The sequence below is a fragment of the Labilibaculum sp. genome, assembly GCF_963664555.1.
In the GTDB taxonomy this organism is placed as follows: Bacteria; Bacteroidota; Bacteroidia; order Bacteroidales; family Marinifilaceae; genus Labilibaculum.
The window spans coordinates 1,802,023-1,827,548 of the sequence record NZ_OY761461.1 but is presented as its reverse complement, the minus strand read 5'-3'; the positions used below and the strand labels follow the sequence as shown (position 1 = coordinate 1,827,548).

Here is a 25,526-nt window from a genome sequence, read left to right as displayed (position 1 = left end):
AACAAACAACACAATTGCTAAACAACACAACACGAACTTATGAAAAAACAATTTAGAATGAGCCTGTTCATTTTAATGGCGTCAATTTCATTTTCTGCCATTGCTCAGGACAAATCAGATTGGAAAAATGGTGTTCCGGAAGGATGTACCACCATAACGGTTGGAAAAATGGCTACTATCGATGGCTCTGTTATTACATCTCACACCGATGACAGTCACCGCACAAGAGCCTGGATGAATGTTGTTCCCTCAAAAAAACACAACAAAGGAAATAAATTCGAATTGTTTGAACGCTCTGCTTACGATAGTTTGGCAATGCCAACTTATCAGCATAAAAAAATAGGAGAAATCGATCAGGTAGAAAAAACCTACCAATTCTTAAATACTGCCTACCCTTGCATTAACGAAAAGCAATTGGCTATTGGTGAATCTACGTTTGGCGGCCATGAAGAATTATTCTCAACAGAATGTTTGATCGATTGTCAGCGTTTGCAGCAATTAATGCTGGAAAGATGTTCATCAGCCAGAGAAGCAATTAGTTTGGCTGATGATTTACTAAAAAAATACGGTTGGCGCGATTATGGTGAGTGTCTTACCATTGCTGATAAAAAAGAGGTTTGGCATTTTGAGGTTGTGGGTCCGGGAAAAGGAAAAGTAGGAGCCGTTTGGGTTGCTCAACGAGTTCCGAACGATCACATTTCGGTAAATGCGAACGCCAGCACCATTAAAGAGATTGATTTAAAAAATCCGGATTATTTTATGGCATCGGCGAATATTTTTGATGTTGCCAAAGAAAACGGATGGTGGAAAGAAGGCGAAACATTCCGCTGGAATTACGCTTATGCACCGGAGAGTCGTTTGTCTCTGGCTTCACGAAGAAGAGAATGGCGGGTACTTTCAATGGCAGCTCCTTCCCTGAATTTGGATGCCAACGACAAAGATTATCCTTTTTCGGTAAAACCGGATGAAAAAATAACAATGAATAAATTGGTGGAGATCTTTAAAGATTACTACGAAGGAACTCCATATAACTTTGTGAAGAATATCAAACAAGCAGATAAAGACGGAAACGAAGTGATATCCCCTTTTGCAAATCCTTTTATGCCTTACGATATGAACAAATTGTTTCGTGTAAATGGCGGATGGGATGAGTTGGGAGAAAGAACCATAGCCCGTTGGTATACTATGTATGCTACGATTATTCAATGTCGTGATTGGTTGCCTGATGAAGTTGGAGGAATAGTTTGGTTGGCGCAGGATAATGTTGCAAGCTCAATTTATATTCCTGTTTATTCCGGATCTGCAGATTTAGCTGAAAGCTATAAAGTAAAAGCCCGAAAATTAGGTTACACCCGTACTTCAGCATGGTGGGCTTTCAACAGATTGGGTACATTATCTGCCCAGCGATGGGGCGACATGCGTCACGATATTGACAAGGTGTTTGTTCCATTGCAAAAAAGCTATTTTGAAGAACAGGCGAAAATTGATGAACAATTCATGAGTTTGAGTAAGAAAAAAAGAGTGGAATTCCTTACCAACAGAACCATTCAACTTGGAAACGAAGTTGTGGAAAAGGCGTGGGAAATTGGAGATGGAATCTGGACCAAATACGATGAAAAATTCTAACATCATAAAATATTGAATGAGAAAGAGCAGCCGGTTGGCTGCTCTTTTTTTGTGGCCTAAATATGCAAGACTGAGGCGAGCTCGCGGTAAAATAAAAATGCATTGATATCCCTCATTTTGTTTCCGAACAAAAAAGGAATTAAATTGTTGAATCGTTAACGTAAACAATCATGGTATGCGAAAAATAATTGCAATAAGCATTTTACTTATCTCAACTTCTTTTATGAGCTTTGCCCAAGAAAGTATTCATCAATTTACCCTTACAGCTATTGATGGATCTGAATTTAGTTTTGCTGATTTGAAGGGCAAAAAAATCATGATTGTCAATACGGCATCTAAATGCGGATTGACTCCTCAATACGAATTACTTGAGGCTTTATACAAGGAATATCAGGATAAAGATTTTGTAATTGTAGGCTTTCCTGCCAATAACTTCCTTTGGCAGGAACCTGGAACTGATGAAGAAATAAAAGAATTTTGCACAAAGAATTATGGCGTCAGCTTTCCCATGATGTCGAAAATATCAGTAAAAGGAAATGATATACATCCAATTTACAGCTGGCTGACACAAAAGTCGAAAAATGGAGTGATGGATTCGAAAATAAAATGGAACTTCCAAAAATACCTGATTGATGAAAATGGGAAGCTCGTTGATGTCCTTTCACCAAAAGAAAAACCAAATTGTGAAAAGGTAATTTTATGGTTGCAAGAGTAAAAAATATGCAACAAAAAAAAGAGACGCATTGGCGTCTCTTCACTATTATTGTACTTTACAGATCTAGTTTTTACGTTCCAGCTCGTTTAAATTTTCCATTTTTTTCTTGCTCAGGAATGAGTAAATATCACCCAAATGTTCCTTCACCTTCTTGTTTCCAAATTCGTAAACTTTCTCGGCCAAACCATCCAGAAAATCACGATCGTGAGAAACCAGAATTATAGTTCCGTCAAATTCTTTCAAGGCTGCTTTCAAAATATCTTTGGTTTTCATATCCAAATGATTGGTTGGCTCATCAAGAATCAGCAAATTCACCGGTTCCAGCAACAATTTAATCATTGCCAATCTGGTTTTTTCTCCGCCAGACAGAACTTTCACCTTCTTTGTAGAGTTATCACCTCCAAACATGAAAGCGCCTAATATATCTTTAATTTTTGTTCGAATATCTCCCTTGGCAATATCATCAATGGTTTGAAAGACAGTCAGGTTTTCATCCATCAACGAAGCCTGATTCTGAGCAAAATAACCAATCATCGTGTTGTGCCCAAGCGTTAAGTTTCCGCCATGCTCAATTTCCTGCATAATGGCTTTTACCAAAGTCGATTTCCCTTCTCCGTTTTTCCCTACAAAAGCAAGTTTCTCTCCTCTTTGTATTGTAAAATTCACACCTGAAAATACGGTATGATCCCCGTAAGTTTTTTCAACATCTTCCATAATTACAGGATAATTTCCTGAACGAGGCGATGGCGGAAATTTTAAACGAAGTGCTGAATTATCTTCTTCATCAACCTCAACAATATCGAGTTTTTCGAGCATTTTCACCCTCGACTGAACTGCCAGTGTTTTGGAATACGTCCCCTTAAACCTGTCGATAAAAGTCTGATTGTCTGCAATCATTTTTTGCTGTTCATCAAATGCTTTTTGCTGATGAACTCTCCGCTCCTTACGAAGCTCTAAATATTGAGAATAATTTACTTTGTAATCGTAAATTCTACCCATTGTAATTTCTATCGTCCGGGTTGTAATTTTATCAACAAAAGCCCTGTCGTGAGAAATAATAACAACAGCTTTTCCTGAATTAATCAGGAAATCCTCTAACCATTGTATCGATTCAATATCCAAATGATTGGTCGGCTCATCCAAAAGAATCAAATCTGGATTTTGCAAAAGAATTTTTGCCAATTCGATTCTCATTCTCCAACCACCACTAAATTCGCTGGTTGGTCTTGTGAAATCTTCCCGTACAAACCCCAATCCAAACAGTGTTTTCTCAACTTCCGAATCGTAGTTTATTTCTTCTATCGAATAGTATTTTTCACTTAAAGCAGAAACATCCTCAATTAGCTTGTAATAACTTTCCGATTCAAAATCTGTTCGCGTACCCAATTCCACATTCATTTCCTCAATCTGTTTCTCCATCTCGAAAATAGAAGCAAAAGCCTGAGCTGTTTCTTCGAATACCGTACGGGTATTATCAGTCATTAAATGCTGAGGCAAATAAGCAATCACCTTATCCTTAGGACTTGAAACTCTTCCCCGGGAAGGACTTTCGGCTCCTGCTATAATTTTCAAAAGAGTAGATTTACCAGCCCCGTTTTTTCCCATTAAAGCAATTCTATCCTTTTCATTAATCACAAAGGAAATGTCTTTAAATAAATTGGTTCCTCCAAATTCTACCGCCAAAGCATCTACACTAATCATCTCTTTAATTTAAATGAGCCGCAAAGATAATCACTTTAAGGAAATCTGAAATTAGCGATAGCATCATTTTTAGTTTTTTTCAGTTTATTGTCATCCCAATCCATTTAAATTGATTCAAATTCTATCATAGCACATTTATCAGAATTAAACACAGGACAAATGAGAAACACATTTATCCGGGTACGGTAAGTTTTTCAAGCACCCATCTGTTGGTAACACTTTTGGGTCTGATAATCGGCTGTCCTAATCCCAAGGCAAGGATATTCTGAGCACAAAATCCCATGACTCTGGACACACCAAATAAAACGGTATAAAAATCGAACTCATTCAACCCGTAATTATGCAGAAGTGAACCCGACATCGCATCGACATTTGGCCATGGATTGGCAACTTTGCCTTCTTTGTAATGCATTAATATATCCGGAACAACCGAGAAAAGTTTCTTTGCAATCTTAAAACAATGATTATTCGCACAATTCGCCTCCCCAAATTTCATAAAAGCTGTGAATCGGGGATCTGTAACCCGCAATACAGCATGCCCGTAACCAGGAATCACTTTACCCGAATTTAAAACATCCAGAATATATGCTCTCAACACTTCCTCATCCGGATCAGCCCCAAATTTATCGTGAATTTTTAGAATAAAACGAAGGCATTCCTGATTTGCCAATCCGTGGAGCGGACCTGCCAAGCCGTTAAGTCCTGCAGAAACAGCATAATACAAATCCGAAAGAGCTGAATTTACCACTCTTGATGTAAATGCACTTACGTTCCCACCTTCATGATCGCAATGCAAAACCAGATACAGACGCATTAAATCTGCAAATCCCTCATCATCATTAACACCAAGCATGTGTGCCAGATTACCCGACCAATTTAAACCGGAATCATGAGGAATTAAACTCCCATCGCCAAACCTTATTCGATAGATCCCCGCAGCAAGTCCTGGTAACTTTGCCAGTATATTCATTGCATCCTCCAAAGTATATTTCCAGTATTCCGACTTTTTTAAACCCTTTTGGTATTCCTTCTTAAAAACAGACTCATTTTCCATGGATAAAATACCCAGACTCAACATGGTCATTGGATGAGTATCTTTAGGCAGACTGCGCAAAACATCCCAGGTATATTGAGGTATTGTGGCACGTTTACTCAGATCATTTTGAAAATCTGCAAGTGATTTCCTGTCTGGAAATTTCCCGGTAGACAAGAGAAAAAATATTTCTTCAGGCAACTTATTCGAAAATTCATCTGTAGTATACTCTCCAATATGAAGCCCGGAATAAGGATCAACATAGGATGTGTTGCAGGCCAATGCAATCAATCCACGCATTCCACCATATATTTGCCCAATGGTAACTTCCGAAACTACAGAATCGCGCCCTTTGGCAAAAATATCATCAATTTCTAACTGCAATTCAAATAAATGATTTTGAATTCCTTGTTCTAGATCAGACATAAGTATTTAATTATTCCGTTTCAACACAAATCAACAGCACAGTGTATAGAGCTACACTTTATAGGGGCAAGAAGATTGTTTATAAGTTACGAAATTCCAGCTAATTAATAAACTCAACATGAGGATAATTGGCTGATTACCGGGCAATATCCTACCCAAAAGAAATAATACTATCAGTTAATTTACACATTGGGCAGGTTAGATAAACCTCAAGGTATTTTTGCCGATAAAGACTAAATCTGCGCAAAAAAAAAGCACCCCAAAATGGGATGCTTAAAACCAAGCTATTCTGTTTGTATTATTTCACTGCAACAACTAAATATTTTGATGCTTTCCAGAACTCATTAGGATCAAGGATAGTGATTGCTTCAATTTCTTTATCAGTTCCTTCAAATCGGTATGAATCGCTAGGGTGAGAAGTTACTAAACTAACTTTCTTTCCAGATACAGGAATAGTCGTTGTTTGAGTAATATCGATATTGTTGAAATTTTCAGGATTAATTTTCTGATTCAACTTGTTGGTCGCTCCTATTCCTAAAATACCACCAGTACTTGTTACAACCTGCTTCAGCTTCAGCTCTTTAATGTCACCAATTACGTAATGTGCTGTGTTTAAATTGGTCGTTTGCTCTTCAATTGTTTTAGCTTTGCTGTCATTCTCAGTATTTAAAGCAACAACAGTACCATTCAAATCAGTTACCTGTCCGTTCAAATTCTCAACCTCAACATTAAGCTGTGCAACCTGCTCAGAAAGCGCATTGATTGAAAGATCTTTTTCTTCAATTTGTGTTTTTAAACCAGCCACCAATTTCTTTAATTTTGAGTTTTGGTACCAGCTGTTATTCAATTTTTTATCCAGACTTTCAAGCTTTGCTTTGTTTTCTTCCAAAAGGTCGCGAATCAGACCTAAATCAGTAACAATTTGCGCTTTTTTTCCAACACTTGGATTCTCACTTGCACTAACAGAAATAATATTTTCTTTCTCTTTAATGATTGCCAGATTAGCTGCAATAACATCAAACGATTCAACAAAATCATCAATGGTAGAATCTTTTTCCTGAGCCATTTGAGTCAGTTGAACATTTTGCTCACGCAATTGCTTTAATTCTTTCTGATTACATGCTGTAAATAGAGGTAATACCAGGAGTGCAAATACTAACTTTCTCATAATTTTTAATTTTAATAAGTTTACATCAATTCAAATTCACAGATCAATATGAGAAATCTGTGCCAGAAATAAAATCAAATTAAAACTCAACGCGCAAAAGTAAATTAACGGCTCATTACCAGTACAATACACCTCACATGGAAATTTTATTTTTTAATTCCACAACTTTTAACATGCAAATATGTGTGGAATCTTTCCCACAGATTGTAGAACCAATTTCTACAAACAAAAAGTGCCTGCATAAATGCAGGCACGAGGGGTTAACTTTCAAACTAAGCCTGAAAGCTATCGGTTATCTTTTGTTCCAGATTAAAGATGCTGCACCTAAAACCGCTGCATCATCCTCAATTCCGGAAGCTAATATTTTAACTTTCCCTTTGTAGATGGAAAGAAGTTGTTCTTCGAGTGTTTCTGCAACCGGATTAAAGAGAATATCTCCAGCCTTTGTCAATCCTCCAAATAGAAAGATTGCCTGAGGACTGGTTACAGCAACCACATTAGCCAGAACCTCTCCCAACATTCTTGCAGTATATTCAAATGTTTCTTTTGCAACCAAATCGCCTCTGCCGGCAGCTTCTGCAACCATTTTTGCTGTCAGCCTGCTAAATGGAACATTTCTCAACTCACTATCGCCCATGTGCCGTGCCAGCAACTTATAAACAGTTCTTTTAACTCCTGTTGCCGACACATAAGTTTCCAAACAACCTTTGCGTCCACAACCACATTCCCGTCCGCTGGCGCGAACAATCATATGTCCAACTTCACCTGCAAAACCATCGTGGCCATACAACAAGTCGCCATTTACTACAATTCCACTTCCTAATCCGGTACCAAGAGTAATCACGATGAAATTATCCATTCCTTTTGCGGCACCAAAAACCTTTTCTCCCATTGCCGCAGCATTGGCATCATTGGTAATAATGACCGGGACATCAATTCTCTTTTTCACCAAACTGGCTAAAGGCACACTCCCCTTCCATCGCAAATTCGCAGCATTTTCAATAGTTCCGGTGTAAAAACTGGCATTTGGAGCACCAATACCAACTCCAATAATTTGCATTTTTTCAGCTGATCCATTCATAGCAGATTCAACCTCAAAAAACAACTCATTCAAATAATCCTCAATAGCCGCGTGCTTTTGAGTTGGCAGACTCCCTGTTGCCAAACAATTCCCCTTTGAATCAATACAGCCAAAAACAGTATTGGTTCCACCTATATCGATACCTAAAGCAACTTCCTTCATCCCAACAAAATAAATAATTAATTACGCGTGTTTATGTCCCCTTAAGGCATAGAATAAAATGTATCCGTAACAGATAATGGTTAATGCAAATGAATTACGCAATCCAAAATTATCGGCCAGCACTCCCATTATCATAGGAATTATTGCACCACCAACAATCGCTAAACACAAAATACCTGAACCCTGACTTGTATATTTACCCAAACCATCAATTGCAAGGGTAAAAATAGTTGGAAACATAATTGAGTTAAACAATCCTACCAAAACAAGACTCCACATGGCAACATATCCGTTAGTAAGCATACTAACAACAACTAAAACCACAACCATAACAGAATTAAAAGCCAATACTTTTGAGGCCGATACCTTTTGCATGATTGCTGATCCTATAAACCTGCCGATCATTGCTCCGCCCCAAAATACGGAAACATAGCTGGCCGCTTCGGCTTCACCAAACAGGTGCAATCCTTCGTCTCCAAAATACATTACCAAAGCACTTCCTATGGAAACCTCTGCTCCAACATAAGTAAAAATGGCAAGTGCACCCAAAATTAAATGTCTGAATCTCCATACCGATCCCTCTGCTTTTTCTTCCTCAGCATCCTGAATTTTCGGCAATTTCACCAATGCAAAAATCACTGCAATAACAGCCAGCGCAATTGCCAACCCAACATATGGCATTTGAACTGCTTCCGCCTTACCTGCAATATCTACACTTGTGTTATCCAATATTAAATAAGCCCCAAAAATTGGAGCAACAGTGGTTCCCAGACTATTAAATCCCTGAGTAAGATTCAAGCGGCTTGAAGCCGTTTCGGGCGTACCTAATTCTGCAACAAACGGATTTGCTGCCACCTGAAGAATAACAATCCCAACAGCCAACACGAACAAGGCAAAAAGAAAAAATCCGTAAGACAGGAATGCCGCTGCAGGAAAAAACAATGCTGCACCAATAGCAGCAATACCCAATCCTGTTACAATTCCCATTTTATAACCGATCTTTCCAATAATCCAACCTGCCGGCAATGACATTAAAAAATAGGCTCCAAAAAAGGTAAACTGTACAAGCATGGCCTGCGTAATTGACAAATCAAACAATCCTTTTAAATGAGGAATTAAAATATCATTCATGCAAGTCAAAAATCCCCACATAAAAAACAGAGACGTTAACAGAGCTAAAGCTCCTTTATAGTTCATTCCCTGAGCTTTTTCTCCGGAATTACTCTTACCAATATTCGTACTAATTGAGACCATAATTATATTTTTTCAATCGTTTGTATTTCTGTTTACAAATCTCATTCAATTTCTTATGAATTAGTTTTACTATTTTATCATTTTATTGCACTATATTCACACTTTATTAATAATAAACGACAACAAAAGGCAATAATACACAAGTACTGCTTTTAAAGATATTAATCTGCGATTCGAAGTGAACACAAAAAACAGCAGGTAATATATTATCTTTTATTGAGAAAACTGCAAACAGAGCAGGTAAAATAATACAACTATGTCGCTACTACTTGAAGAGATACCGATAAAGAATGAGCATTCGTTCCGGTCTAAGATTGATGTTTTACCGCACATTGAAGTTCCGTGGCACCATCATCCCGAATTTGAATTGATCTACATTGAAAAAAGCAGAGGTACTTTGGTGGTTGGCGACTGTATTGACAATTTTAAAGATGGTGATTTGATATTTATTGGGCCCAACACTCCTCATGTAATGAAGAACGATGAGTCTTACTACCGAAAAGAAAATGATTTGCGGGCCATTGCCTGGGTCGTTCATTTCAAAGAGGATAGTTTTGGCAAAGAGTTCTTTCTATTGCCTGAAATGTATCGAATTAAGAAGTTCCTGACCAAATCGTTTCAGGGAGTACGGATTGAAGGCAGTTCAAAATACAAGATCATTCAGCATTTAAAAACACTTCATTCATCGGAATTCGCCCAGCGGATTCTTGTACTGCTGCAGATATTGCAGGTTTTGGCTCTATCGGATGATCTGGAGTATCTGGCTTCGGATAATTTTGTAGAAACTTTCCAGCACAGAAACAATCAAAAACTGTATCAGATTTATGAATACGTAAGTAAAAACTTTCAGCAAAAAATAGAATTGGACGAAGCCGCCAAAATTGCCAACATGAGTAAAACAGCATTTTGCCGCTTTTTTAAAAGCAAAACGAATAAAACCTTTTCTGAATTCCTGAATGAAATGCGTATTAATTATGCAAAAAAGCTTCTTGCCGAAGGAAGGTTAACCGTGGCCCAGATTGCCTACGAATGCGGATTCAACAGTCCCTCCTACTTCAACAAAACATTTAAATTGTCCACAGGAAAATCACCTCTTCAGCTAAGAGGAAAAAGTCTGGAAGCTTTCCGATCCTAAAATCAATAAAGATCGCAGCAGCATTCCAGCAGTTCCAATGAATTGGTATATCTCTTTTCGGCATCGATGAGCAGGTATTTCTTTTCCAAATCGCGCAAGCAGCCGGCACTGCTGCACAAACGCAGTTTGCGGCTTCCGATTGTTTCGGCTCCGTAGTCAACCCCAATGTGCCCGCTAACCAGTGTTGTCATGGGAGAATTTTCACGATCCACACTTGCAAACTGCAGCAAATCATCCACCATCTCAAGATACTCCTCTCCGTATTGCCGTTCATTCCCATTCATTAAAACATCCCACAAATAATCCCCTTTTGCAGTCTTCATAAAAAGGGAACTAATCTGCGGATCATAGGTGTTGATGTTCTCAATGTGCGCAACAAATTCTCCTTCATGAGAATACCGCTTGAACCAATTTAAATCAATTCCTTTGGTTTGGGCATAACGATCTGAGCTTCCCGTATGGTTTACCAAAACACCCCCTTTGGTTCTCAGCATAAAAGGCATATCCATAAAAAAACGCACAATCTCTTCCCTGTTCTTTCGAATCCGGTTCTCGAACCAGGATGTAAATTCCAAATGTCCCCGCTGCAGGGGAATATGATAAATGTGAACAAACTCATGGTTTCCCAACAAACAGATTACCCCGCTTCCCTTTTTATTTGCACCCATTTTGATGAGTTCCTGAATAATTTCCAAAGATTCATCCTTTCTCTTTCCGGGATAAGCATGAATTAAATCACCCAGAAAAACCAGATAATCCGCTTTCCCTTCGCTTTTTAATTTTCGGTAAACCTTCAATATCTGACGGAAATCAAATCCATTGCCATGCAAATCCGACACAATCATTAATTTCCCAAACTGAATATCACAAATCATTTTTACTATCTTTAAAATTCATGGCCCTTACTACCTGCGAAAGTTGTAAAAAATTTATAAATTATATAGGCAAACTTACAACAACATCAATGTAAAATTAAAATTTTTAAGACATGTTGGATCAATTACTTAAAAACCCAAAAAAATACTTTTGGTCCTTGAATAAAGATGGTGATCTCGTTCTTGGAAATGCTGATCTTGGACTAAAAGCAAAACTCACTTTTACATTAACTAAAAAATGGGTGAATCTGGCTCCCTTGGTAGAAAGTAGTCCTGGTACATACATCGGACAATCAAAGACCTATTTAAAAGACACAAAAGAATATGAGCAGGTTGAAGAACTTTACAAGTTGATTAAATCCCAGATGAAAGAAGCTAAAATCACCGAAAGGTGGAAAATATCGAGGAATACGCTGACTCTTCTTCAAAACTATTATCAAGAAAAAACAAATGATTAGATCTATTGTAATTGCATTGCTCTTAAGTATTTTTGTAAGCCCGGTTGCGCGTGCGCAGGATAGTAAAAAACTTAAACCCGGAGATTTTTTTCCCGAGATAAAAGGCAAATTATTATCTTCTAAAATGATCACCCTTCCCGATCATTGCAAAGGAAAAGTGAGCGTTTTAATCCTTGCATTTAAAAGAGGTACTCAAGCCCAAATTGACACCTGGACCAAACCTCTTATGAAAGAGTTCAGCATCAACAATGATTTCCGTTACATTGAAGTGCCCATGATCAGTTCCTTTTACAATTGGCTGTCGCATTATATCGACAATGGAATGCGCAGCGGCATTGCTAAACCAATGCACCAAAATGTAATGACTTATTATGGATCTTTGAATCCTTATTTTGACTGCTTTGATGTTCAGGACAAAAAGCTGTGTTACCTTTTCCTTCTCGATAAAGAAGGTAAAATTCAGTTCCTTACCAAAGGTGAAGCCAAACCAGACGAGTTGTCTGTTTTACTTCAAAAAATAAAAATTCTTTTGCAATAGATTGTCAGATTTTAGATAAGAGATATCAGACTGATTTACAAGACGCTTGTTCCCATTTTCTTTCTGCCGAAACACCCATCGGGAAAATCGCTCAGAGAATTAAGCAGAAGCAAAACATTCGTATTTTAAATGGCAGCACAGCATTTTCAAACTTTTTATCGAAATATTTAATGAATAAAGTTTACTTTTAATGCTTCGATAAAAAAGCATAGAAAATGAATAAAAGAGGATTTGCAAGCGATAATTTTTCAGGAATATTGCCAGAGGTAATGGAGGCTATTCAGAATTCGAACCAAGGTCATGTAATGGCTTACGGCGGAGATCCATACACAGCTGCCGCAATTGAAAAGTTCAAAACCCTGTTTGGAAGCAATATTGATGTATACTTTGCCTTCAACGGAACCGGAGCCAATGTTATTAGTCTTTCAACATTAACCCAATCCTATCATTCCATTCTTTGTCCGGCAACGGCTCACATTCAGGTTGACGAGTGCGGTGCCCCGGATAAATTTACAGGATGTAAAGTTATTCCTATTGAAACACCCGACGGCAAAATATCGCCCGAATTAATTCTCCCGCATTTGCACGGATTTGGTTTTGAGCATCACTCCCAGCCAAAAATGATTTCGATTACTCAATGTACCGAACTGGGAACTGTTTATACGCCCGAAGAAGTGAAAGCCATCTGCGATTTGGCGCATGCCAACAACATGTACGTTCATATGGACGGTGCACGACTGGCAAATGCTGTTGTAAGTCTGGATGTTGATGTAAAAGAATTTACCACCCTTGCCGGTGTTGATGTGCTCAGTTTTGGGGGAACCAAAAACGGCATGATGCTGGGCGAAGCAGTCATCTTTTTTAATCCGGAACTATCGAAAGAAGCCAAATACGTTCGCAAACAAAGCATGCAGCTTTGTTCTAAAATGAGATACATCGGTGCACAGTTCGATGCCATGCTCACCAACGGGTTGTGGCTGAAAACAGCCCGTCATGCCAACAAAATGGCCAAACTGCTCGAACAGGAAGTCCTAAAAATAGATCAGATAAAAATTACCCAAAAGGTTCAGGCCAACGGCATTTGGGCACTTGTCCCTAAAGATAAAATTGAACAACTTCAGGAAGAATACTTTTTTTGGGTTTGGGATGAACAGGCAGGCGAAGTGCGCTGGCTGTGCTCTTTCGACACCACCGAAGATGATATTCTTGGTTTTGTAAAACTTCTTAAACAGACTCTTTAATACCATTCACTAATAACTGATTACTGCTCACTGAAAACTGATAACATGGCCTCTCTTCGTAAAAACGTTTCTTTAAAAGATTACAACACATTTGGCATAGAAGCCAATGCCAGATATTTTTTCGAATTTGATACTGTCGAAGAAATTCAAGACTTTTTAAGCAAAAATGATATTCTTAACATTCAGTATTTACTGCTGGGCGGCGGCAGCAACCTTCTGTTTACCGAAGACTTTAACGGCCTGGTAATTCATCCAAAGGTGAAGGGAATAAAAATTAGTGAAGAAGATGATGATTCGGTTTTGGTGCAGGTGGGTGCCAACGAAGATTGGGATGAATTTGTAGCCTGGAGTGTTGAAAATCATTTATCGGGCATCGAAAATCTGTCCCTGATTCCGGGTGTGGTTGGTGCAGCTCCCATTCAAAATATAGGAGCCTATGGTGTTGAGGTAAAAGACGTGATTGAAAGCGTGGAAGCCATATCCATTGAGAGCAACAAAAAAGTAACTTTCAGCAATGCGCACTGCGAATTCGACTATCGGTACAGCGTTTTTAAAAACGAATACAAAAATCAATTCATCATTACCCACGTTAACTTCCGATTCAGCAAACAGGCCGAATTTAAAGTTCATTACGGCGCCATTGCCCGGGAACTGGAAGCTTACGATGAAGTGAATCTGAAAAATATCCGCGAGGTAATCATCAAAATCCGCGAAAGCAAACTGCCCGACCCAAAAGTACTGGGCAATGCAGGCAGTTTTTTCAAAAACCCTGTGGTTGCCAAAGCTGAAGCCGATGCGCTAAAAGCAAAGCACGAAGACATGCCTGTTTATGAGCTAAACGAAACACAAAGCAAACTGGCCGCCGGCTGGCTGATTGAACAATGCGGCTGGAAAGGCAAACAAATAGGCGATGCCGGTGTTCACAAAGATCAGGCACTGGTGATTGTGAATCTTGGACATGCAAAAGGATCTGAAATACTCGAATTGGCCAACGAAATCAGAAAATCGGTGCTCTACAAATTTGGTGTGAAGCTGGAAATGGAAGTAAATGCGGTATAATTGCAATTGCAAACACATAAAAAAATATTTCATCTCTCTTTTGTTCTTCTTCAGCCAACTAGTTTAGCCCAATAAAAAAACTTAACAGATATTTATTCATCATTTCTGAAACTCATAGAAGACATTTTTTCCGCTGGACGGGATATCTGAAACGAATACAGGGTCGGATTTCCAATAAAAACCCAATTAAGCTAAAAAAGAAAGCTTTTAAAAATAATAATAATCGGTTGTACAACGGTTACTTTTATTGTGGTGTCGTTTTAATTTCTTTTTCTAATTTCATCATTATTTCATATTCTGAAGATATTTATCAAAACTTCAGCCCAACACTCAAAGAATGCCTATTGTATCCTCCAATAGCCATGTCATATTTCAAATACCACTGACCATTGTAGACCATTGGGAATTCATACATCACACCTAGTATTGGACTTAAATACGTCTGGCTATTTCTTTTATATGAGGTCAAATTCGAATATCCTTTCATAACTTCATACTCACTAGAAAAACATGTTCCTAATCCAGCTAAAAATGATGTTCTATTAAATGCTTTGTATCCGACATAAGTCTCAATGCATGTCGCTTGACCATCCCATCCAACATGAGTACTTCTACTACCATCTCCTCCAGTATCTTCATACTTTTCTTTTGGTGAGAAAGAGAAATCTATACCAAACAAAACCTTTTCCCTTAACTCATAAACAATTCCTAGATCAAGAGCTACTTTAGTATAATCATCATTTTCACCAGAAAAAAAATTCACCCCTAAACCTAAATCAATTCCAACTCTCTGTTCAATTACACTATTATCTTTTCGGCTCTTTTCCTGCGAGAATCCACTAAACCTATAACAAATAATACAAACGCTTAAAATAATTTTTTTCATTTTTTTAAATTAAGACTAAAGTCAAATTTTACAACTGATATTCAATATTTTAATTATTCAATTACATCAGTATATCTAAAATCAGTAAATGATAAATTTGTCTTGCCAAGTAAATCTTTTCTCATTGCTAATACAATGTCGCCAATAGCTTTTCTTCCAGCGTTATGGTCTGACTCTTGCCCTCTAGAGTCTATCACTAAACTCACTAATTTGTTTGTAGCAATAATAACTTCATCTGAAGAATAAATCCACGACTTATATTGTTCATCAAAGAATTTCTTTTTTGTCTCCGAGTTTGCAGTATTGCCAACAAAACCTTGGAGTAGAATTAAAAGATTTGAATATTTCTCTTCTCTGAATTTTATTAAAGCTTCTAGCTTTAGAAGCAAAGTAATATGAGACAAAACCTCCAATAATTGCGGAAATTAATGCCAAAACTGATGTTACAATAATTGCAGAATAGTCAATTGTCATTTTATTTCAATTAATTCGTTTGTATCAAATAAATATACCTTAACTCTATCTCCATATTCGGTTCTATAACTAGACATTTGACTTTCCATAAATACTTTTGCTCGTTTAAATATTTCAATTCTATAGCCAATGCTTCGTCATCATATTTATATCCCTTTCGATTTAATACTGGGTCGTAGGTTATTTTCAATTTAGCACTATCCTCGCAATGTTTTATGACCGCGTGTTGGGCTTTCGTTTTTATCTAAAAATCTCTATTCTACGATTTCAAATGTTTCTGTCTTTTCAATTATAGTGTTATTTATCAGTTTTAATCTTAAATCTATAAATAATGGACTTTCATAATCAGATATTTTAGCAATATAGGGCAGTTCAAAAAACAAATTATGGATTTCATTAATCAAATAAAACGGTATACTATTCCTTGTGTGAATTTGCAATGAAGCTTCCTTTAAAAACAAGCTTGGGTCTTCTGTTGTTTCATCACCAATTTTGAAAGCAACATGTTTTTTTCGAGAGACAAAACATGTTCCATCAGAATTATTTTTAATATAGATTATAAGACCATCTGTAACACCATCTTTTTTGGGTGACACATATGCTGACATGTAAACACTAAAATCTGAATCTGAGTAAAGTTCTTTTAAGCTCTCTTTTTTTAATTCGGTATTCGCATCATCTGAATTTATGTCTTCTTTTGTATCATTACTACATGATGTAAATAATATTAGCAAAACAATTATTAATCTTAAATTTAAAGTCATTCTTATAGAGTTAAATTACAGTTCTGTATTTGTTCTCATTTTAAAGCTTCTAAAAATCATCGGTAAAAATTAAGCAATTAATATTACGCTGAAAATGAAACACAACGTAAAAGTGTTTTATCCTTTCGTTTTTTAAAACTAACAAAACATTATTTAGAACATTGATTTTATTTCTCAGAATAGTTCCAAATAAAGGGTAAAAAGAAAATTGCTAAAACGCTGACAGGTCTTCTACGCTGTCAGGAGTTCGCAATTGGTAAATGTAAAGTTGGGAAGCAAGTCACTCAAGGGAATAAAACTGCCTTGAGCAGTTGAATGAAATCACCCTGCAAATACTTACAATGAGCGAGGTACGAGCGAAAGTGAAACATCTCCTTGAGTAATCTCCCGATTCCGATTATTCAATAATAGTTTCATTAATCACATCATATTTTAAATGCAAATAAGAATCATTTAGTTTTTTTACATCTACCAATTTCAACGCTTTGATATACTTCAATTCCTCAGCATACAATAAAGATTTTCCACCTATCAAAGAAGGCGTTTCTTCTCCTCCAATTAATGCAGGAGCAACAACAATTGAAATTTTATCAATAAGCTTTTGTCTCAAAAAAATAGAATTTAATGTAGCTCCAGTCTGAATTGTTAAATGATCAACCTTAAAATCATCTTTTAGTTTTCTGAACAAATCAACAAAATCAATCTCATTTTCATAGTAGATAATTTCAAGATTTTCTTCATTTTTTCTATCAAAAGCCGGATGAGATTTGTTTGTTGTGATAATAAACAACCTCTTGCTTTTTCTTATGAAATTATCCATCCCAATCTCATTTAAATGAGGTCTGTTATCGATGATTAGAAAGCTAACCGGTAACTTAAATATATCTTTTTGAGGCTTATTTGCCCCTATCTTTGCTTGTACTTTCCCAGAATTTAATGAGTATAAATCTGTTGTCTGTTCAATATCATAATATTGCTCCAGACCTTCTTTTATTCCTTTTATTTTAGGAAAATCTTTATCGACATCTAAAATATCTGTTTTTCCTGTTGAAATTTTACCATCAACGGACATCAACATAAATAAAGTTGAAATTGGTTTGTTCATTTTGGTTCGGACTAATGTAAAAGTTTTTTTTACCTTTTCGGTTTTAAAATTAACAAAACATTATTTAGAAGACTGATTTTATTTCTCAGAATAGTTCCAAATAAAGGGTAAAAAAAAATGCTAAAATTCTGACAGGTCTTCAACACTGTCAGGAGTTAGCAATTAGTGAATGTAAAGTTGGGGAGCAAGTTAAATATTCAAACAGATTATCAGTGAGCATGATAATCTTGCTTTTGCAGGAAGGCATTTTTCATTCAATGAATAACAGGTTAAGTCCAATTTCGTCTATTTTCCTTTTACAAAACTCCATCCGTATTTTTTCATAAATACATTTATTTCATCCGTAAAAGAATGCTTTGAATGATGTAATTCTTGGTTGTGAATATATTTCCTGACCGATTCAAGATGACTTTCGCTTACACCAACAACCCAATAATCATCCTGCCAAATGAATTTTTTTGTCGTCAATTTTTGCTGATTGATCCAAAATGAAGATTCGCCTTTTAGTAACTGCGCTACTTTACTTATGCTTTGTTCTTTACCCAAAGAGATTAGGCAGTGAGCATGATCATGATGTCCACTAACACAATCGAGCCAAATCCCCTTCTCTTCTGCATTTTTTTTGATGTGCTGAAATACATTTTTCTTTACTTCTGAGGAATTCAAAAAAGGTTCTCTGTTTTTTGTAGAGAATACCATGTGTACATATACTCTTACCCAACTCATCTTATTTATTTTATGCGGCTAAAGCCTGTTTTTAAATTTCATGTTATCAGTTGCTTAAAAGCAACTGCAATAGATGTTTTGTTTCAGCATCATTTTTCTCCTTCAACACTATTCTTTTTTGTTATCTGTTGCCTGAAGGCAATTGCAATAAACTTGGCTTTTAGCAGAAATCCTTTCTTATTTTATCCATTGCAGTTTGGCTTTAGCCAACTGAATTTAAAATATTCCAATCCTTTGCTTTAGCATCATTTTTACTCCTTCAACACTATTCTTTTTTTATCAGTTGCCCGAAGGCAATTGCAATAAATGCCTGACTTTTAGCAGAAATCCTTTCTTATTTTATCCATTGCAGTTTGGCTTTAGCCAACTGGATTTTAAATATTCCAATCCTTTGCTTTAGCATCATTTTTACTCCTTCAATACTATTCTTTTTTATTATCTGTTGCCTGAAGGCAATTGCAATAAACACTTGGCTTTTAGCAAAAAATCCTTTGCAATTTTATCCATTGCAATTCGATAGATGAATCTACAAAACTATAATTACTTAACAAAATAAAGAATAGCGAATAAAAAAGGAAATTGCTAAAACGCTGACAGGTCTTTTACGCTGTCAGGAGTTAGCAATTGACTGATGCAAACTTTGGGAAACAAACTACTTAAGAGGATCAAAAAAAAATGGCCAGACTTGTTGTCTGGCCAAACTGTTTTATTGCAATATTGGGCTGTTAAGGTGCTCCCAATTCAAACCCCTTACTGTATTAATGAACTGAAAAGTGCAGGATCATTCTTCCTGAAATTCCGAATTAAGGAAAGATCAGACCAGATCAAAACGATCCAGATTCATTACTTTATTCCATGCAGCAACAAAGTCTTTAACAAACTTCTTATCAGCATCAATACTGGCATAAACTTCGGCCAGTGCTCTTAGTTCCGAGTTTGAACCAAAAATAAGATCAGCCCGGGTTCCTGTCCATTTAACGGCACCCGTTTTGCGATCGCGTCCATCAAATATCTCTTTTGTCTCAGATGCCGGCATCCAGACCGTACCCATGTCCAGCAGGTTTACAAAGAAATCGTTGGTGAGAAGCTCCGGCCTCTTTGTGAAAACCCCATGTCTGGAATTGTCCGAATTTGCGTTTAATACACGCATTCCGCCTACCAGCACAGTCATTTCAGGAGCTGTTAATGTTAGCAATTGCGCTTTATCAACCAATAACTCTTCTGTTGAAATAACATATTTCGTTTTTAAATAGTTGCGGAAACCATCGGCTGCCGGTTCCATCACCGCAAACGATTCTACATCTGTCTGCTCCTGCGATGCATCCATACGTCCCGGTGTAAACGGAACAGTAACATCATGCCCGGCATCTTTGGCCGCTTTTTCTACTCCTGCACAGCCTGCCAACACAATAAGGTCGGCAAGTGATATTTTTTTACCATCCAATTGGGAAGCGTTAAATTCATCCTGAATGGCTTCAAGCTTTTTCAATACTTTGCTGAGTTGAGCCGGATTATTTACCGCCCAATCTTTTTGCGGACTAAGACGAATGCGTGCACCATTTGCACCTCCCCGTTTATCAGAACCTCTAAAAGTTGAAGCAGAAGCCCATGCAGTTGATACCAGTTGTCCTACTGTTAATCCGGCATCCAACACTTTGGCTTTTAGTTCCGCAACATCATTTTCATCAATTACAACATGATTTACTGCAGGAACAGGATCTTGCCAAATCAGTTCTTCCAAAGGCACTTCAGAACCTAAATAACATGTTCTTGGTCCCATATCCCGGTGAGTTAATTTAAACCATGCACGTGCAAAGACATCTGCAAATTCAAGAGGATGTTCGAAGAATCGTCTTGAAATTTTTTCATAAGCAGGATCGAAACGCAAAGCAAGGTCGGTGGTTAGCATGCTTGGCAAATGTTTTTTTGATGCATCATGGGCATCCGGCACAACGGCATCGGCATTTTTTGCCACCCATTGATGTGCTCCTGCCGGACTTTTGGTTAGTTCCCATTCGTAATTAAACAAATTTTCGAAGAAGTAATAACTCCATTTGGCGGGAGTCTGTGTCCAGGTAACTTCCAAACCGCTGCCGATTGTATCGCCTCCTTTTCCCGAACCAAAAGTGCTTTTCCAGCCCAAGCCCTGTTCTTCGATGCCGGCAGCCTCCGGTTCCGGACCAACATGTGAAACATCTCCCGCGCCATGGGTTTTTCCGAAAGTATGACCGCCTGCAATAAGAGCAACCGTTTCTTCATCATTCATCGCCATCCGGGCAAAAGTTTCACGAATATCTTTTGCCGCAGCAATAGGATCGGGATTGCCCTCAGGGCCTTCCGGATTCACATAAATAAGTCCCATCTGCACAGCTGCAAGTGGGTTGGCAAGATCCCGCTCCCCCGTATAACGTTCGGCGCCTTCGAGCCACTTGGTTTCGTTTCCCCAGAACACATCCTCTTCAGGCTCCCAAACATCTGCACGTCCGCCACCAAATCCAAAGGTTTTAAACCCCATTGATTCTAATGCAACATTACCAGTAAGAATCATTAAGTCAGCCCAGGATATTTTCTTACCATATTTTTGCTTGATTGGCCAAAGCAACCTTCTGGCCTTGTCGAGATTAACGTTATCGGGCCAACTGTTAAGGGGAGCAAAACGCTGCTGTCCGCCTCCGGCACCACCACGACCATCGCCTGTCCGGTAGGTTCCTGCACTGTGCCAGGCCATACGGATAAACAAGGGGCCATAATGACCAAAATCAGCCGGCCACCAGTCTTGAGAATCTGTCATGAGCTTATGAAGGTCTTTTTTGATAGCTTTCAAATCCAAACTTTTAAACTCTTCAGCGTAATTAAACTCTTCACCCATTGGGTTGGATAAAGAAGAATGCTGACGTAAAATATTCAAATTTAAATGATTTGGCCACCAATCCCTGTTTTTTGTACCGCCTCCGCCAAAACTTTGTTTTCCCATAGCTCCGGTTACCGGACACCTGCTCATATTATCTGATTTGTTTTCCATTTTTAATCTGTATTTTTTATTAATAAACGATGAACTTATTGATCCCTTTTTGTGAATTTTCCGATAATTTGCAATTTGACATCTTCAATTTCGAAATCGGGAATTTCTTTTTTCTTAAAATACATTTCAAGAATATTATTTAACTCCTCATCATTAAAATCCTCAATTCTACTCGATTCTGAACAATACAAATGATGATGTCTTTCCAAAACAGCATCGTATCTCATAATATCTTTTTCAGTCTTTACCTTTTTTATCAATTCATTTGAGACCAAAACATCAAGAACTTTGTAAACTGTTGCTGTTGCAATATTGGGATGTTTACTTCGAATGTACTCGATAATATGATCGGCAGTAGGATGGTTATTGAGCTTGATAATAGCCTCCAAAACAGCAATCCTTTGAGGAGTGACTTTTAGTCCTTTTTCATTCAATTTTGTACTTATTTCTCCGGCATTCATATATAATTAATATCTAATGAGAATTATTCTCTTTTGAGAGTAACTAAATTAAGACTTTTCATTGCAAAAGTCAATAGGCTGCAGAAAATATTTCAGAAACTGGCTGGCATCAAGAGCACAGCTCATTCACAAGCTTTTGGTTTTTACTTTACCCATCTTCTTTAAGTCATTTAAAACAATAATCAGGAAGTAAATTGAAAAAAAAACCTGCCATCATAATTTATTTTCACTCATAGAAAACATTCCGGACACGGCACAAACAGTAACTTTTTAAAATAATTAACATCAAAAAAACATTCACTCATCACTTAAATTGAGACATTTAATTTCTTTTTGTGAAATCTTATATTTAATTTCAGTCGGATTTTAATATTACTAATCACAATCACAACTAAGAAAAAAGAATTATTTATGAAAAGAATTTTTTTCACAGCCGCTTGCCTGACCCTTCTTCTGGGGTCTTGTCAAAAAAATGAAAATGAAAACGCTCCGAAACAGCAGGAAATTGCTGTCGACATGAGCGATTTCTATGTATACACCAGCGAAGAAAGCACTGTTAAATCAGCTGCAGAAGAACATGTACACAGTGCAAAATGTGGTAGTATGCAAGTTCTAAACAGACAATTAAAAGAAAATCCTGGTTTAGAAAACAGAATGTATGCCATCGAAAAACACACACGACAATTAATTGCTGCAAAAAGCACTGGAAGTACCAATAAAGGCAAGCCAGGTGGTGGCGAAACAACACCGGCAACACCTTATCAGGGGAGCATCACCATACCTGTTATTGTAAATATTCTGGAGGATGCAAATCATCCTGTTACGCAAGCTCATATCGATTCTCAGATTGATATTTTAAATGACGATTACAATGATCTTAATCCTGCGACAGGTGCTGTACCAAGTGAATTTAACAACGATGTAGCAAACGTTGATATTACATTCGTATTGGCCGGCGTAAATAGAAAAACATCTTCAAAAACATCATGGGGAACCAATGATGCCATGAAACTTTCCAGTCAGGGCGGAATTGATGCAACAGATCCTTCTTTTTACCTAAACTTTTGGGTTTGTGAAATTGGCGGCGGTATTTTAGGATACGCCCAGTTTCCTGGCGGAGCATTAGCAACCGACGGTGTTGTTATCGGCAGCGATTACTTTGGACGTAACACAAGTGGCGGACAGTATGGTTATGGCAGAACTGCTACTCATGAAGTGGGTCACTGGTTAAACTTGCGTCACATTTGGGGCGACGGCAGATGCAGTCAGGATGACTTTGTAACTGATACGCCAAGTTCTGACAGAGCAAACTACGGATGTCCTTCTTATCCAACTGTACACTGCAAATCAAACGACCAAACTATGAATTACATGGATTATGTAGACGATCAATGCATGTATATGTTTACCAATGGTCAGAATGACAGAATAAGAGCTATTTTCGCCGCTGGCGGAGAAAGAGAAAGCTTTGTTCAGTAATCAATTGCTACAATATTAAAATTCAGTTAAAGACGCCTCGAAAAGGCGTCTTTTCTTTTGTACAATACAGTGTCCCAATTCTTATATTTATTGAGAAATCAGGCTGTTGCCGGTTCTAAATCGAAGAATCCTGAACCGGACTGTTTCTGCAGGAGAAATCATAGATTCCCACATTTACACTTTCCTGATCATTATTGTGTGTCTGGCATTTACTCACTCCAAATTCCATTCTTAAACAATTGAAACCATTTTTCAATAGTATCATCATTGTATAATCCAATGGTCTTAAAAATTTCTCTGGCAAACTCAATTGGAGCAATTCCGTTTGCAGTAATTATATTTCTATCCGTTACGGCCAGCGAATTTTGATAATTCCCTTCTCCACGGTACATTGGAGCAGTTCCTTTTAAATAATTCAGGTCATTACTGGTATGTTTTAAATCATTCAGTAATCCTAATTGACCGAGATAGGCAGTTGCAGCACAAATGGCAGCAATTGTCTTTCCTTTTTCAAATGCATTTTTGGCAAATTTTGTAATCTCTTCATTTTCTCCTTTTTCCCAAGCGATGCCACCCGGCAAAATTAACAGATCCAAATCCTCAAAATTCAATTCGGAAAGAGAACTTGCAGGTTTAATTTGTAAACCACCCATCGATGTAACTGTGTTTCCGTTCTTCGAGAAATAAACCAAATCGAATTGTTCACTCTTATTTATTTCCGGAGTGAGATAGGAAATTTCCCAATCAGAAAATCCATCAAATAGAAATACAAATATTTTCTTATTCATGTTATTCGTCTTATCAATTTATATAAAATCCCTTTTAGCTGACACGCAAGATCGAAGTATATTTGTCCATCCACATATCACAGCAATAAACGCTTCTGCTATTTCGAATCCAAATCTACAAAACATTACTAAAACTCCTGCAAGCCTTCCTTGTTGAGCGAAATTAACAATAAAAAAACCGGGAGTGTCCCCGGTCTTTAAATTATCTTGCAACAGTTTATAACTGTTAATCTTTGTCTACCAATTTCATAGCCGCTTCGGTATAACGCTCGCCGGTATTGGGATACTTTGCAATAATAGCTTCAATTTCCGCCACTTCATTTGCTGTAAATTCAATATCCACAGCTTTGGCGTTTAGATCAAGGTATTTGCGTTTTTTTGTTCCCGGAATCGGAATGATATTGCCACCTTTCGCCATCAGCCATGCCAATGCCAGCTGGGCAGTATTAATGCTCTTGCCGTATGCGAATTCATCCAGTGCTTTCATCAGATTCTGATTATTGACTAAATGTTCTCCCTGAAAGCGGGGTAAGTTTAAACGGATATCATTTGATGCAATATTATCTACATTAAAATTCTCGGTAAACATTCCTCTTCCCAAAGGAGAATAGGGCACAAATGTAATGCCCATTGCGGTAATTTCAGGCAGTATTTTCTTCTCTACATCCCGTGTTAAAAGGGAATATTCACTTTGCAATGCCGAAATGGGATGTATCTCGTGCGCTTTTTTAATATTGGTAAGCGATGCTTCTGAAAGCCCAAGATAACGTACCTTTCCCTCCTTTACGAGTTCTGCCATAGCTCCTACAGTTTCTTCAATCGGTACGTTTGGATCCACACGATGTGCATAATACAAATCGATGGTTTCGATGCCCAATCGCTGCAGACTTAATTCCACAGCCTTACGCATGTATTTGGGCGAACCATCAAAATTACTGGCCAGCAAATTTTCCCCTCCATACTTAAACCCAAATTTGGTCGCTATAAATATCTTGTCCCGATTTGGTTTCAGTACTTTTGAAATAAGCTTCTCATTCGCTCCTCCACCATAAAAATCGGCAGTGTCCCAAAAATTAATCCCCAATTCCAATGCTTTGTGCAAAGTGGCAATACTTTCCTCATCATTTCTTTCGCCGTAAACATGCGACATCCCCATACAGCCTAATCCTATGGCAGAAAGCTGTTCTTCTGTTTTTCCTAATATCCTGTATTTCATATGATTATTATTTTATGTTTTCGCCATATGTAACTTACCATGAACAAATAATCGTGTCCCTGTGTTTCACAATTGCATGTTCTGAATGTTTCATACTAAATTATTTAAATAATTACCTGACAAAATTAGCCAG

23 protein-coding genes are annotated in these 25,526 nt (G+C 37.4%); 8 read left to right on the top strand and 15 right to left on the bottom strand.

All coding sequences use genetic code 11. The features are described 5' to 3' along the window. The first annotated feature begins 39 nt into the window (after positions 1 to 39). Positions 40 to 1,626: a dipeptidase gene (locus ACKU4N_RS07165; RefSeq protein WP_321321982.1), complete on the top strand. Its 1,587-nt coding sequence runs from the start codon at positions 40 to 42 to the stop codon at positions 1,624 to 1,626. Positions 1,627 to 1,849: 223 nt separating this feature from the next. Next, positions 1,850 to 2,341, top strand: a complete 492-nt coding sequence (locus tag ACKU4N_RS07160) for a glutathione peroxidase (protein ID WP_407937242.1) — start codon at positions 1,850 to 1,852, stop codon at positions 2,339 to 2,341. A gap of 63 nt (positions 2,342 to 2,404) precedes the next feature. On the opposite strand, the gene ACKU4N_RS07155 is transcribed toward ACKU4N_RS07160, so the two are convergent. The 5 genes from ACKU4N_RS07155 to ACKU4N_RS07135 form a co-directional block, all read right to left on the bottom strand. Next, positions 2,405 to 4,042, bottom strand: a complete 1,638-nt coding sequence (locus tag ACKU4N_RS07155; RefSeq protein ID WP_321321978.1) for an ABC-F family ATP-binding cassette domain-containing protein — start codon at positions 4,040 to 4,042, stop codon at positions 2,405 to 2,407. A gap of 172 nt (positions 4,043 to 4,214) precedes the next feature. Next, positions 4,215 to 5,501, bottom strand: a complete 1,287-nt coding sequence (locus tag ACKU4N_RS07150; protein ID WP_321321976.1) for a citrate (Si)-synthase — start codon at positions 5,499 to 5,501, stop codon at positions 4,215 to 4,217. A 298-nt stretch (positions 5,502 to 5,799) separates the two neighbouring features. Then, entirely contained in the window at positions 5,800 to 6,669 is an 870-nt protein-coding gene (locus ACKU4N_RS07145; protein ID WP_321321975.1) for a Cbp1 family collagen-binding glycoprotein adhesin, read from the bottom strand. Positions 6,670 to 6,961: 292 nt separating this feature from the next. Further along, a complete protein-coding gene (locus ACKU4N_RS07140) occupies positions 6,962 to 7,912 on the bottom strand; it encodes an ROK family protein (RefSeq protein WP_321321972.1) in 951 nt (316 codons plus the stop codon). 21 nt (positions 7,913 to 7,933) lie between these two features. Further along, entirely contained in the window at positions 7,934 to 9,166 is a 1,233-nt protein-coding gene (locus ACKU4N_RS07135; protein ID WP_321321970.1) for a sugar MFS transporter, read from the bottom strand. 256 nt (positions 9,167 to 9,422) lie between these two features. Here ACKU4N_RS07135 and ACKU4N_RS07130 point away from each other — a divergent pair, with 256 nt between their 5' ends. Then, on the top strand, positions 9,423 to 10,301 hold the full coding sequence (locus tag ACKU4N_RS07130) for an AraC family transcriptional regulator (protein ID WP_321321968.1): 879 nt from the start codon (positions 9,423 to 9,425) through the stop codon (positions 10,299 to 10,301). Between the two features lie 2 nt (positions 10,302 to 10,303). Here the strand turns inward: ACKU4N_RS07130 and ACKU4N_RS07125 are convergent, their stop codons facing one another. Beyond that, positions 10,304 to 11,176, bottom strand: coding sequence for a metallophosphoesterase family protein (locus tag ACKU4N_RS07125; protein WP_321321966.1), 873 nt, complete (start codon positions 11,174 to 11,176; stop codon positions 10,304 to 10,306). A gap of 113 nt (positions 11,177 to 11,289) precedes the next feature. Between ACKU4N_RS07125 and ACKU4N_RS07120 the strand changes: the two genes are divergently transcribed. From ACKU4N_RS07120 to murB, 4 genes are all read left to right on the top strand, one after another. Beyond that, on the top strand, positions 11,290 to 11,634 hold the full coding sequence (locus ACKU4N_RS07120) for a hypothetical protein (RefSeq protein ID WP_321321964.1): 345 nt from the start codon (positions 11,290 to 11,292) through the stop codon (positions 11,632 to 11,634). Continuing rightward, positions 11,627 to 12,172 (top strand): hypothetical protein, encoded by a 546-nt coding sequence (locus tag ACKU4N_RS07115; protein WP_321321962.1) that lies wholly within the window; start codon positions 11,627 to 11,629, stop codon positions 12,170 to 12,172. The genes ACKU4N_RS07120 and ACKU4N_RS07115 overlap by 8 nt, the downstream gene beginning before the upstream one ends. A 215-nt stretch (positions 12,173 to 12,387) precedes the next feature. Then, complete coding sequence (locus tag ACKU4N_RS07110; protein ID WP_321321960.1) at positions 12,388 to 13,413, top strand: threonine aldolase family protein; 1,026 nt, start codon at positions 12,388 to 12,390, stop codon at positions 13,411 to 13,413. Positions 13,414 to 13,458: 45 nt separating this feature from the next. Continuing rightward, positions 13,459 to 14,472 carry a UDP-N-acetylmuramate dehydrogenase gene (gene murB / locus ACKU4N_RS07105; RefSeq protein ID WP_321321958.1) on the top strand — a complete coding sequence of 338 codons (1,014 nt, stop codon included), beginning with the start codon at positions 13,459 to 13,461 and terminating at the stop codon, positions 14,470 to 14,472. 310 nt (positions 14,473 to 14,782) lie between these two features. On the opposite strand, the gene ACKU4N_RS07100 is transcribed toward murB, so the two are convergent. The 7 genes from ACKU4N_RS07100 to ACKU4N_RS07070 all read right to left on the bottom strand — a co-directional run bounded on the left by ACKU4N_RS07100 (position 14,783) and on the right by ACKU4N_RS07070 (position 21,910). Then, positions 14,783 to 15,358, bottom strand: coding sequence for a hypothetical protein (locus tag ACKU4N_RS07100; RefSeq protein ID WP_321321957.1), 576 nt, complete (start codon positions 15,356 to 15,358; stop codon positions 14,783 to 14,785). 53 nt (positions 15,359 to 15,411) lie between these two features. Next, the gene (locus ACKU4N_RS07095; protein ID WP_321321955.1) at positions 15,412 to 15,771 is read right to left on the bottom strand and encodes a hypothetical protein; all 360 of its coding nucleotides are present in this window, start codon (positions 15,769 to 15,771) and stop codon (positions 15,412 to 15,414) included. Between the two features lie 315 nt (positions 15,772 to 16,086). Beyond that, positions 16,087 to 16,596 (bottom strand): hypothetical protein, encoded by a 510-nt coding sequence (locus ACKU4N_RS07090; protein ID WP_321321954.1) that lies wholly within the window; start codon positions 16,594 to 16,596, stop codon positions 16,087 to 16,089. 397 nt (positions 16,597 to 16,993) lie between these two features. Beyond that, positions 16,994 to 17,701 carry a dihydrofolate reductase family protein gene (locus ACKU4N_RS07085; RefSeq protein WP_321321952.1) on the bottom strand — a complete coding sequence of 236 codons (708 nt, stop codon included), beginning with the start codon at positions 17,699 to 17,701 and terminating at the stop codon, positions 16,994 to 16,996. 285 nt (positions 17,702 to 17,986) lie between these two features. After that, positions 17,987 to 18,427 (bottom strand): IS200/IS605 family transposase, encoded by a 441-nt coding sequence (gene tnpA / locus ACKU4N_RS07080; RefSeq protein WP_321321951.1) that lies wholly within the window; start codon positions 18,425 to 18,427, stop codon positions 17,987 to 17,989. Positions 18,428 to 19,241: 814 nt separating this feature from the next. Continuing rightward, positions 19,242 to 21,449: a catalase/peroxidase HPI gene (gene katG / locus ACKU4N_RS07075; RefSeq protein ID WP_321321949.1), complete on the bottom strand. Its 2,208-nt coding sequence runs from the start codon at positions 21,447 to 21,449 to the stop codon at positions 19,242 to 19,244. A 35-nt stretch (positions 21,450 to 21,484) separates the two neighbouring features. Further along, positions 21,485 to 21,910 (bottom strand): Fur family transcriptional regulator, encoded by a 426-nt coding sequence (locus ACKU4N_RS07070; RefSeq protein WP_321321947.1) that lies wholly within the window; start codon positions 21,908 to 21,910, stop codon positions 21,485 to 21,487. Between the two features lie 411 nt (positions 21,911 to 22,321). Here ACKU4N_RS07070 and ACKU4N_RS07065 point away from each other — a divergent pair, with 411 nt between their 5' ends. Continuing rightward, positions 22,322 to 23,389 carry a zinc metalloprotease gene (locus ACKU4N_RS07065; protein ID WP_321321945.1) on the top strand — a complete coding sequence of 356 codons (1,068 nt, stop codon included), beginning with the start codon at positions 22,322 to 22,324 and terminating at the stop codon, positions 23,387 to 23,389. A gap of 209 nt (positions 23,390 to 23,598) precedes the next feature. On the opposite strand, the gene ACKU4N_RS07060 is transcribed toward ACKU4N_RS07065, so the two are convergent. Together ACKU4N_RS07060 and ACKU4N_RS07055 are read right to left on the bottom strand one after the other, a co-directional pair. Next, positions 23,599 to 24,177, bottom strand: a complete 579-nt coding sequence (locus ACKU4N_RS07060; RefSeq protein ID WP_321321943.1) for a type 1 glutamine amidotransferase family protein — start codon at positions 24,175 to 24,177, stop codon at positions 23,599 to 23,601. A gap of 226 nt (positions 24,178 to 24,403) precedes the next feature. Beyond that, entirely contained in the window at positions 24,404 to 25,393 is a 990-nt protein-coding gene (locus tag ACKU4N_RS07055; RefSeq protein ID WP_321321940.1) for an aldo/keto reductase, read from the bottom strand. Positions 25,394 to 25,526: the final 133 nt, after the last annotated feature.

Bases quoted from the DNA above. Each gene is read 5' to 3' on its own strand.
- ACKU4N_RS07120 (WP_321321964.1), top strand. From the start codon at position 11,290: ATGTTGGATCAATTACTTAAAAACCCAAAAAAATACTTTTGGTCCTTG.
- murB (WP_321321958.1), top strand. From the start codon at position 13,459: ATGGCCTCTCTTCGTAAAAACGTTTCTTTAAAAGATTACAACACATTT.
- ACKU4N_RS07100 (WP_321321957.1), bottom strand. From the start codon at position 15,358: ATGAAAAAAATTATTTTAAGCGTTTGTATTATTTGTTATAGGTTTAGT.
- ACKU4N_RS07055 (WP_321321940.1), bottom strand. From the start codon at position 25,393: ATGAAATACAGGATATTAGGAAAAACAGAAGAACAGCTTTCTGCCATA.
- ACKU4N_RS07165 (WP_321321982.1), top strand. From the start codon at position 40: ATGAAAAAACAATTTAGAATGAGCCTGTTCATTTTAATGGCGTCAATT.
- ACKU4N_RS07115 (WP_321321962.1), top strand. From the start codon at position 11,627: ATGATTAGATCTATTGTAATTGCATTGCTCTTAAGTATTTTTGTAAGC.
- ACKU4N_RS07135 (WP_321321970.1), bottom strand. From the start codon at position 9,166: ATGGTCTCAATTAGTACGAATATTGGTAAGAGTAATTCCGGAGAAAAA.
- katG (WP_321321949.1), bottom strand. From the start codon at position 21,449: ATGGAAAACAAATCAGATAATATGAGCAGGTGTCCGGTAACCGGAGCT.
- ACKU4N_RS07145 (WP_321321975.1), bottom strand. From the start codon at position 6,669: ATGAGAAAGTTAGTATTTGCACTCCTGGTATTACCTCTATTTACAGCA.
- ACKU4N_RS07160 (WP_407937242.1), top strand. From the start codon at position 1,850: ATGAGCTTTGCCCAAGAAAGTATTCATCAATTTACCCTTACAGCTATT.
- ACKU4N_RS07125 (WP_321321966.1), bottom strand. From the start codon at position 11,176: ATGATTTGTGATATTCAGTTTGGGAAATTAATGATTGTGTCGGATTTG.
- ACKU4N_RS07085 (WP_321321952.1), bottom strand. From the start codon at position 17,701: ATGAACAAACCAATTTCAACTTTATTTATGTTGATGTCCGTTGATGGT.
- ACKU4N_RS07155 (WP_321321978.1), bottom strand. From the start codon at position 4,042: ATGATTAGTGTAGATGCTTTGGCGGTAGAATTTGGAGGAACCAATTTA.
- ACKU4N_RS07140 (WP_321321972.1), bottom strand. From the start codon at position 7,912: ATGAAGGAAGTTGCTTTAGGTATCGATATAGGTGGAACCAATACTGTT.
- ACKU4N_RS07090 (WP_321321954.1), bottom strand. From the start codon at position 16,596: ATGACTTTAAATTTAAGATTAATAATTGTTTTGCTAATATTATTTACA.
- ACKU4N_RS07065 (WP_321321945.1), top strand. From the start codon at position 22,322: ATGAAAAGAATTTTTTTCACAGCCGCTTGCCTGACCCTTCTTCTGGGG.
- ACKU4N_RS07060 (WP_321321943.1), bottom strand. From the start codon at position 24,177: ATGAATAAGAAAATATTTGTATTTCTATTTGATGGATTTTCTGATTGG.
- ACKU4N_RS07150 (WP_321321976.1), bottom strand. From the start codon at position 5,501: ATGTCTGATCTAGAACAAGGAATTCAAAATCATTTATTTGAATTGCAG.
- ACKU4N_RS07110 (WP_321321960.1), top strand. From the start codon at position 12,388: ATGAATAAAAGAGGATTTGCAAGCGATAATTTTTCAGGAATATTGCCA.
- tnpA (WP_321321951.1), bottom strand. From the start codon at position 18,427: ATGAGTTGGGTAAGAGTATATGTACACATGGTATTCTCTACAAAAAAC.
- ACKU4N_RS07070 (WP_321321947.1), bottom strand. From the start codon at position 21,910: ATGAATGCCGGAGAAATAAGTACAAAATTGAATGAAAAAGGACTAAAA.
- ACKU4N_RS07130 (WP_321321968.1), top strand. From the start codon at position 9,423: ATGTCGCTACTACTTGAAGAGATACCGATAAAGAATGAGCATTCGTTC.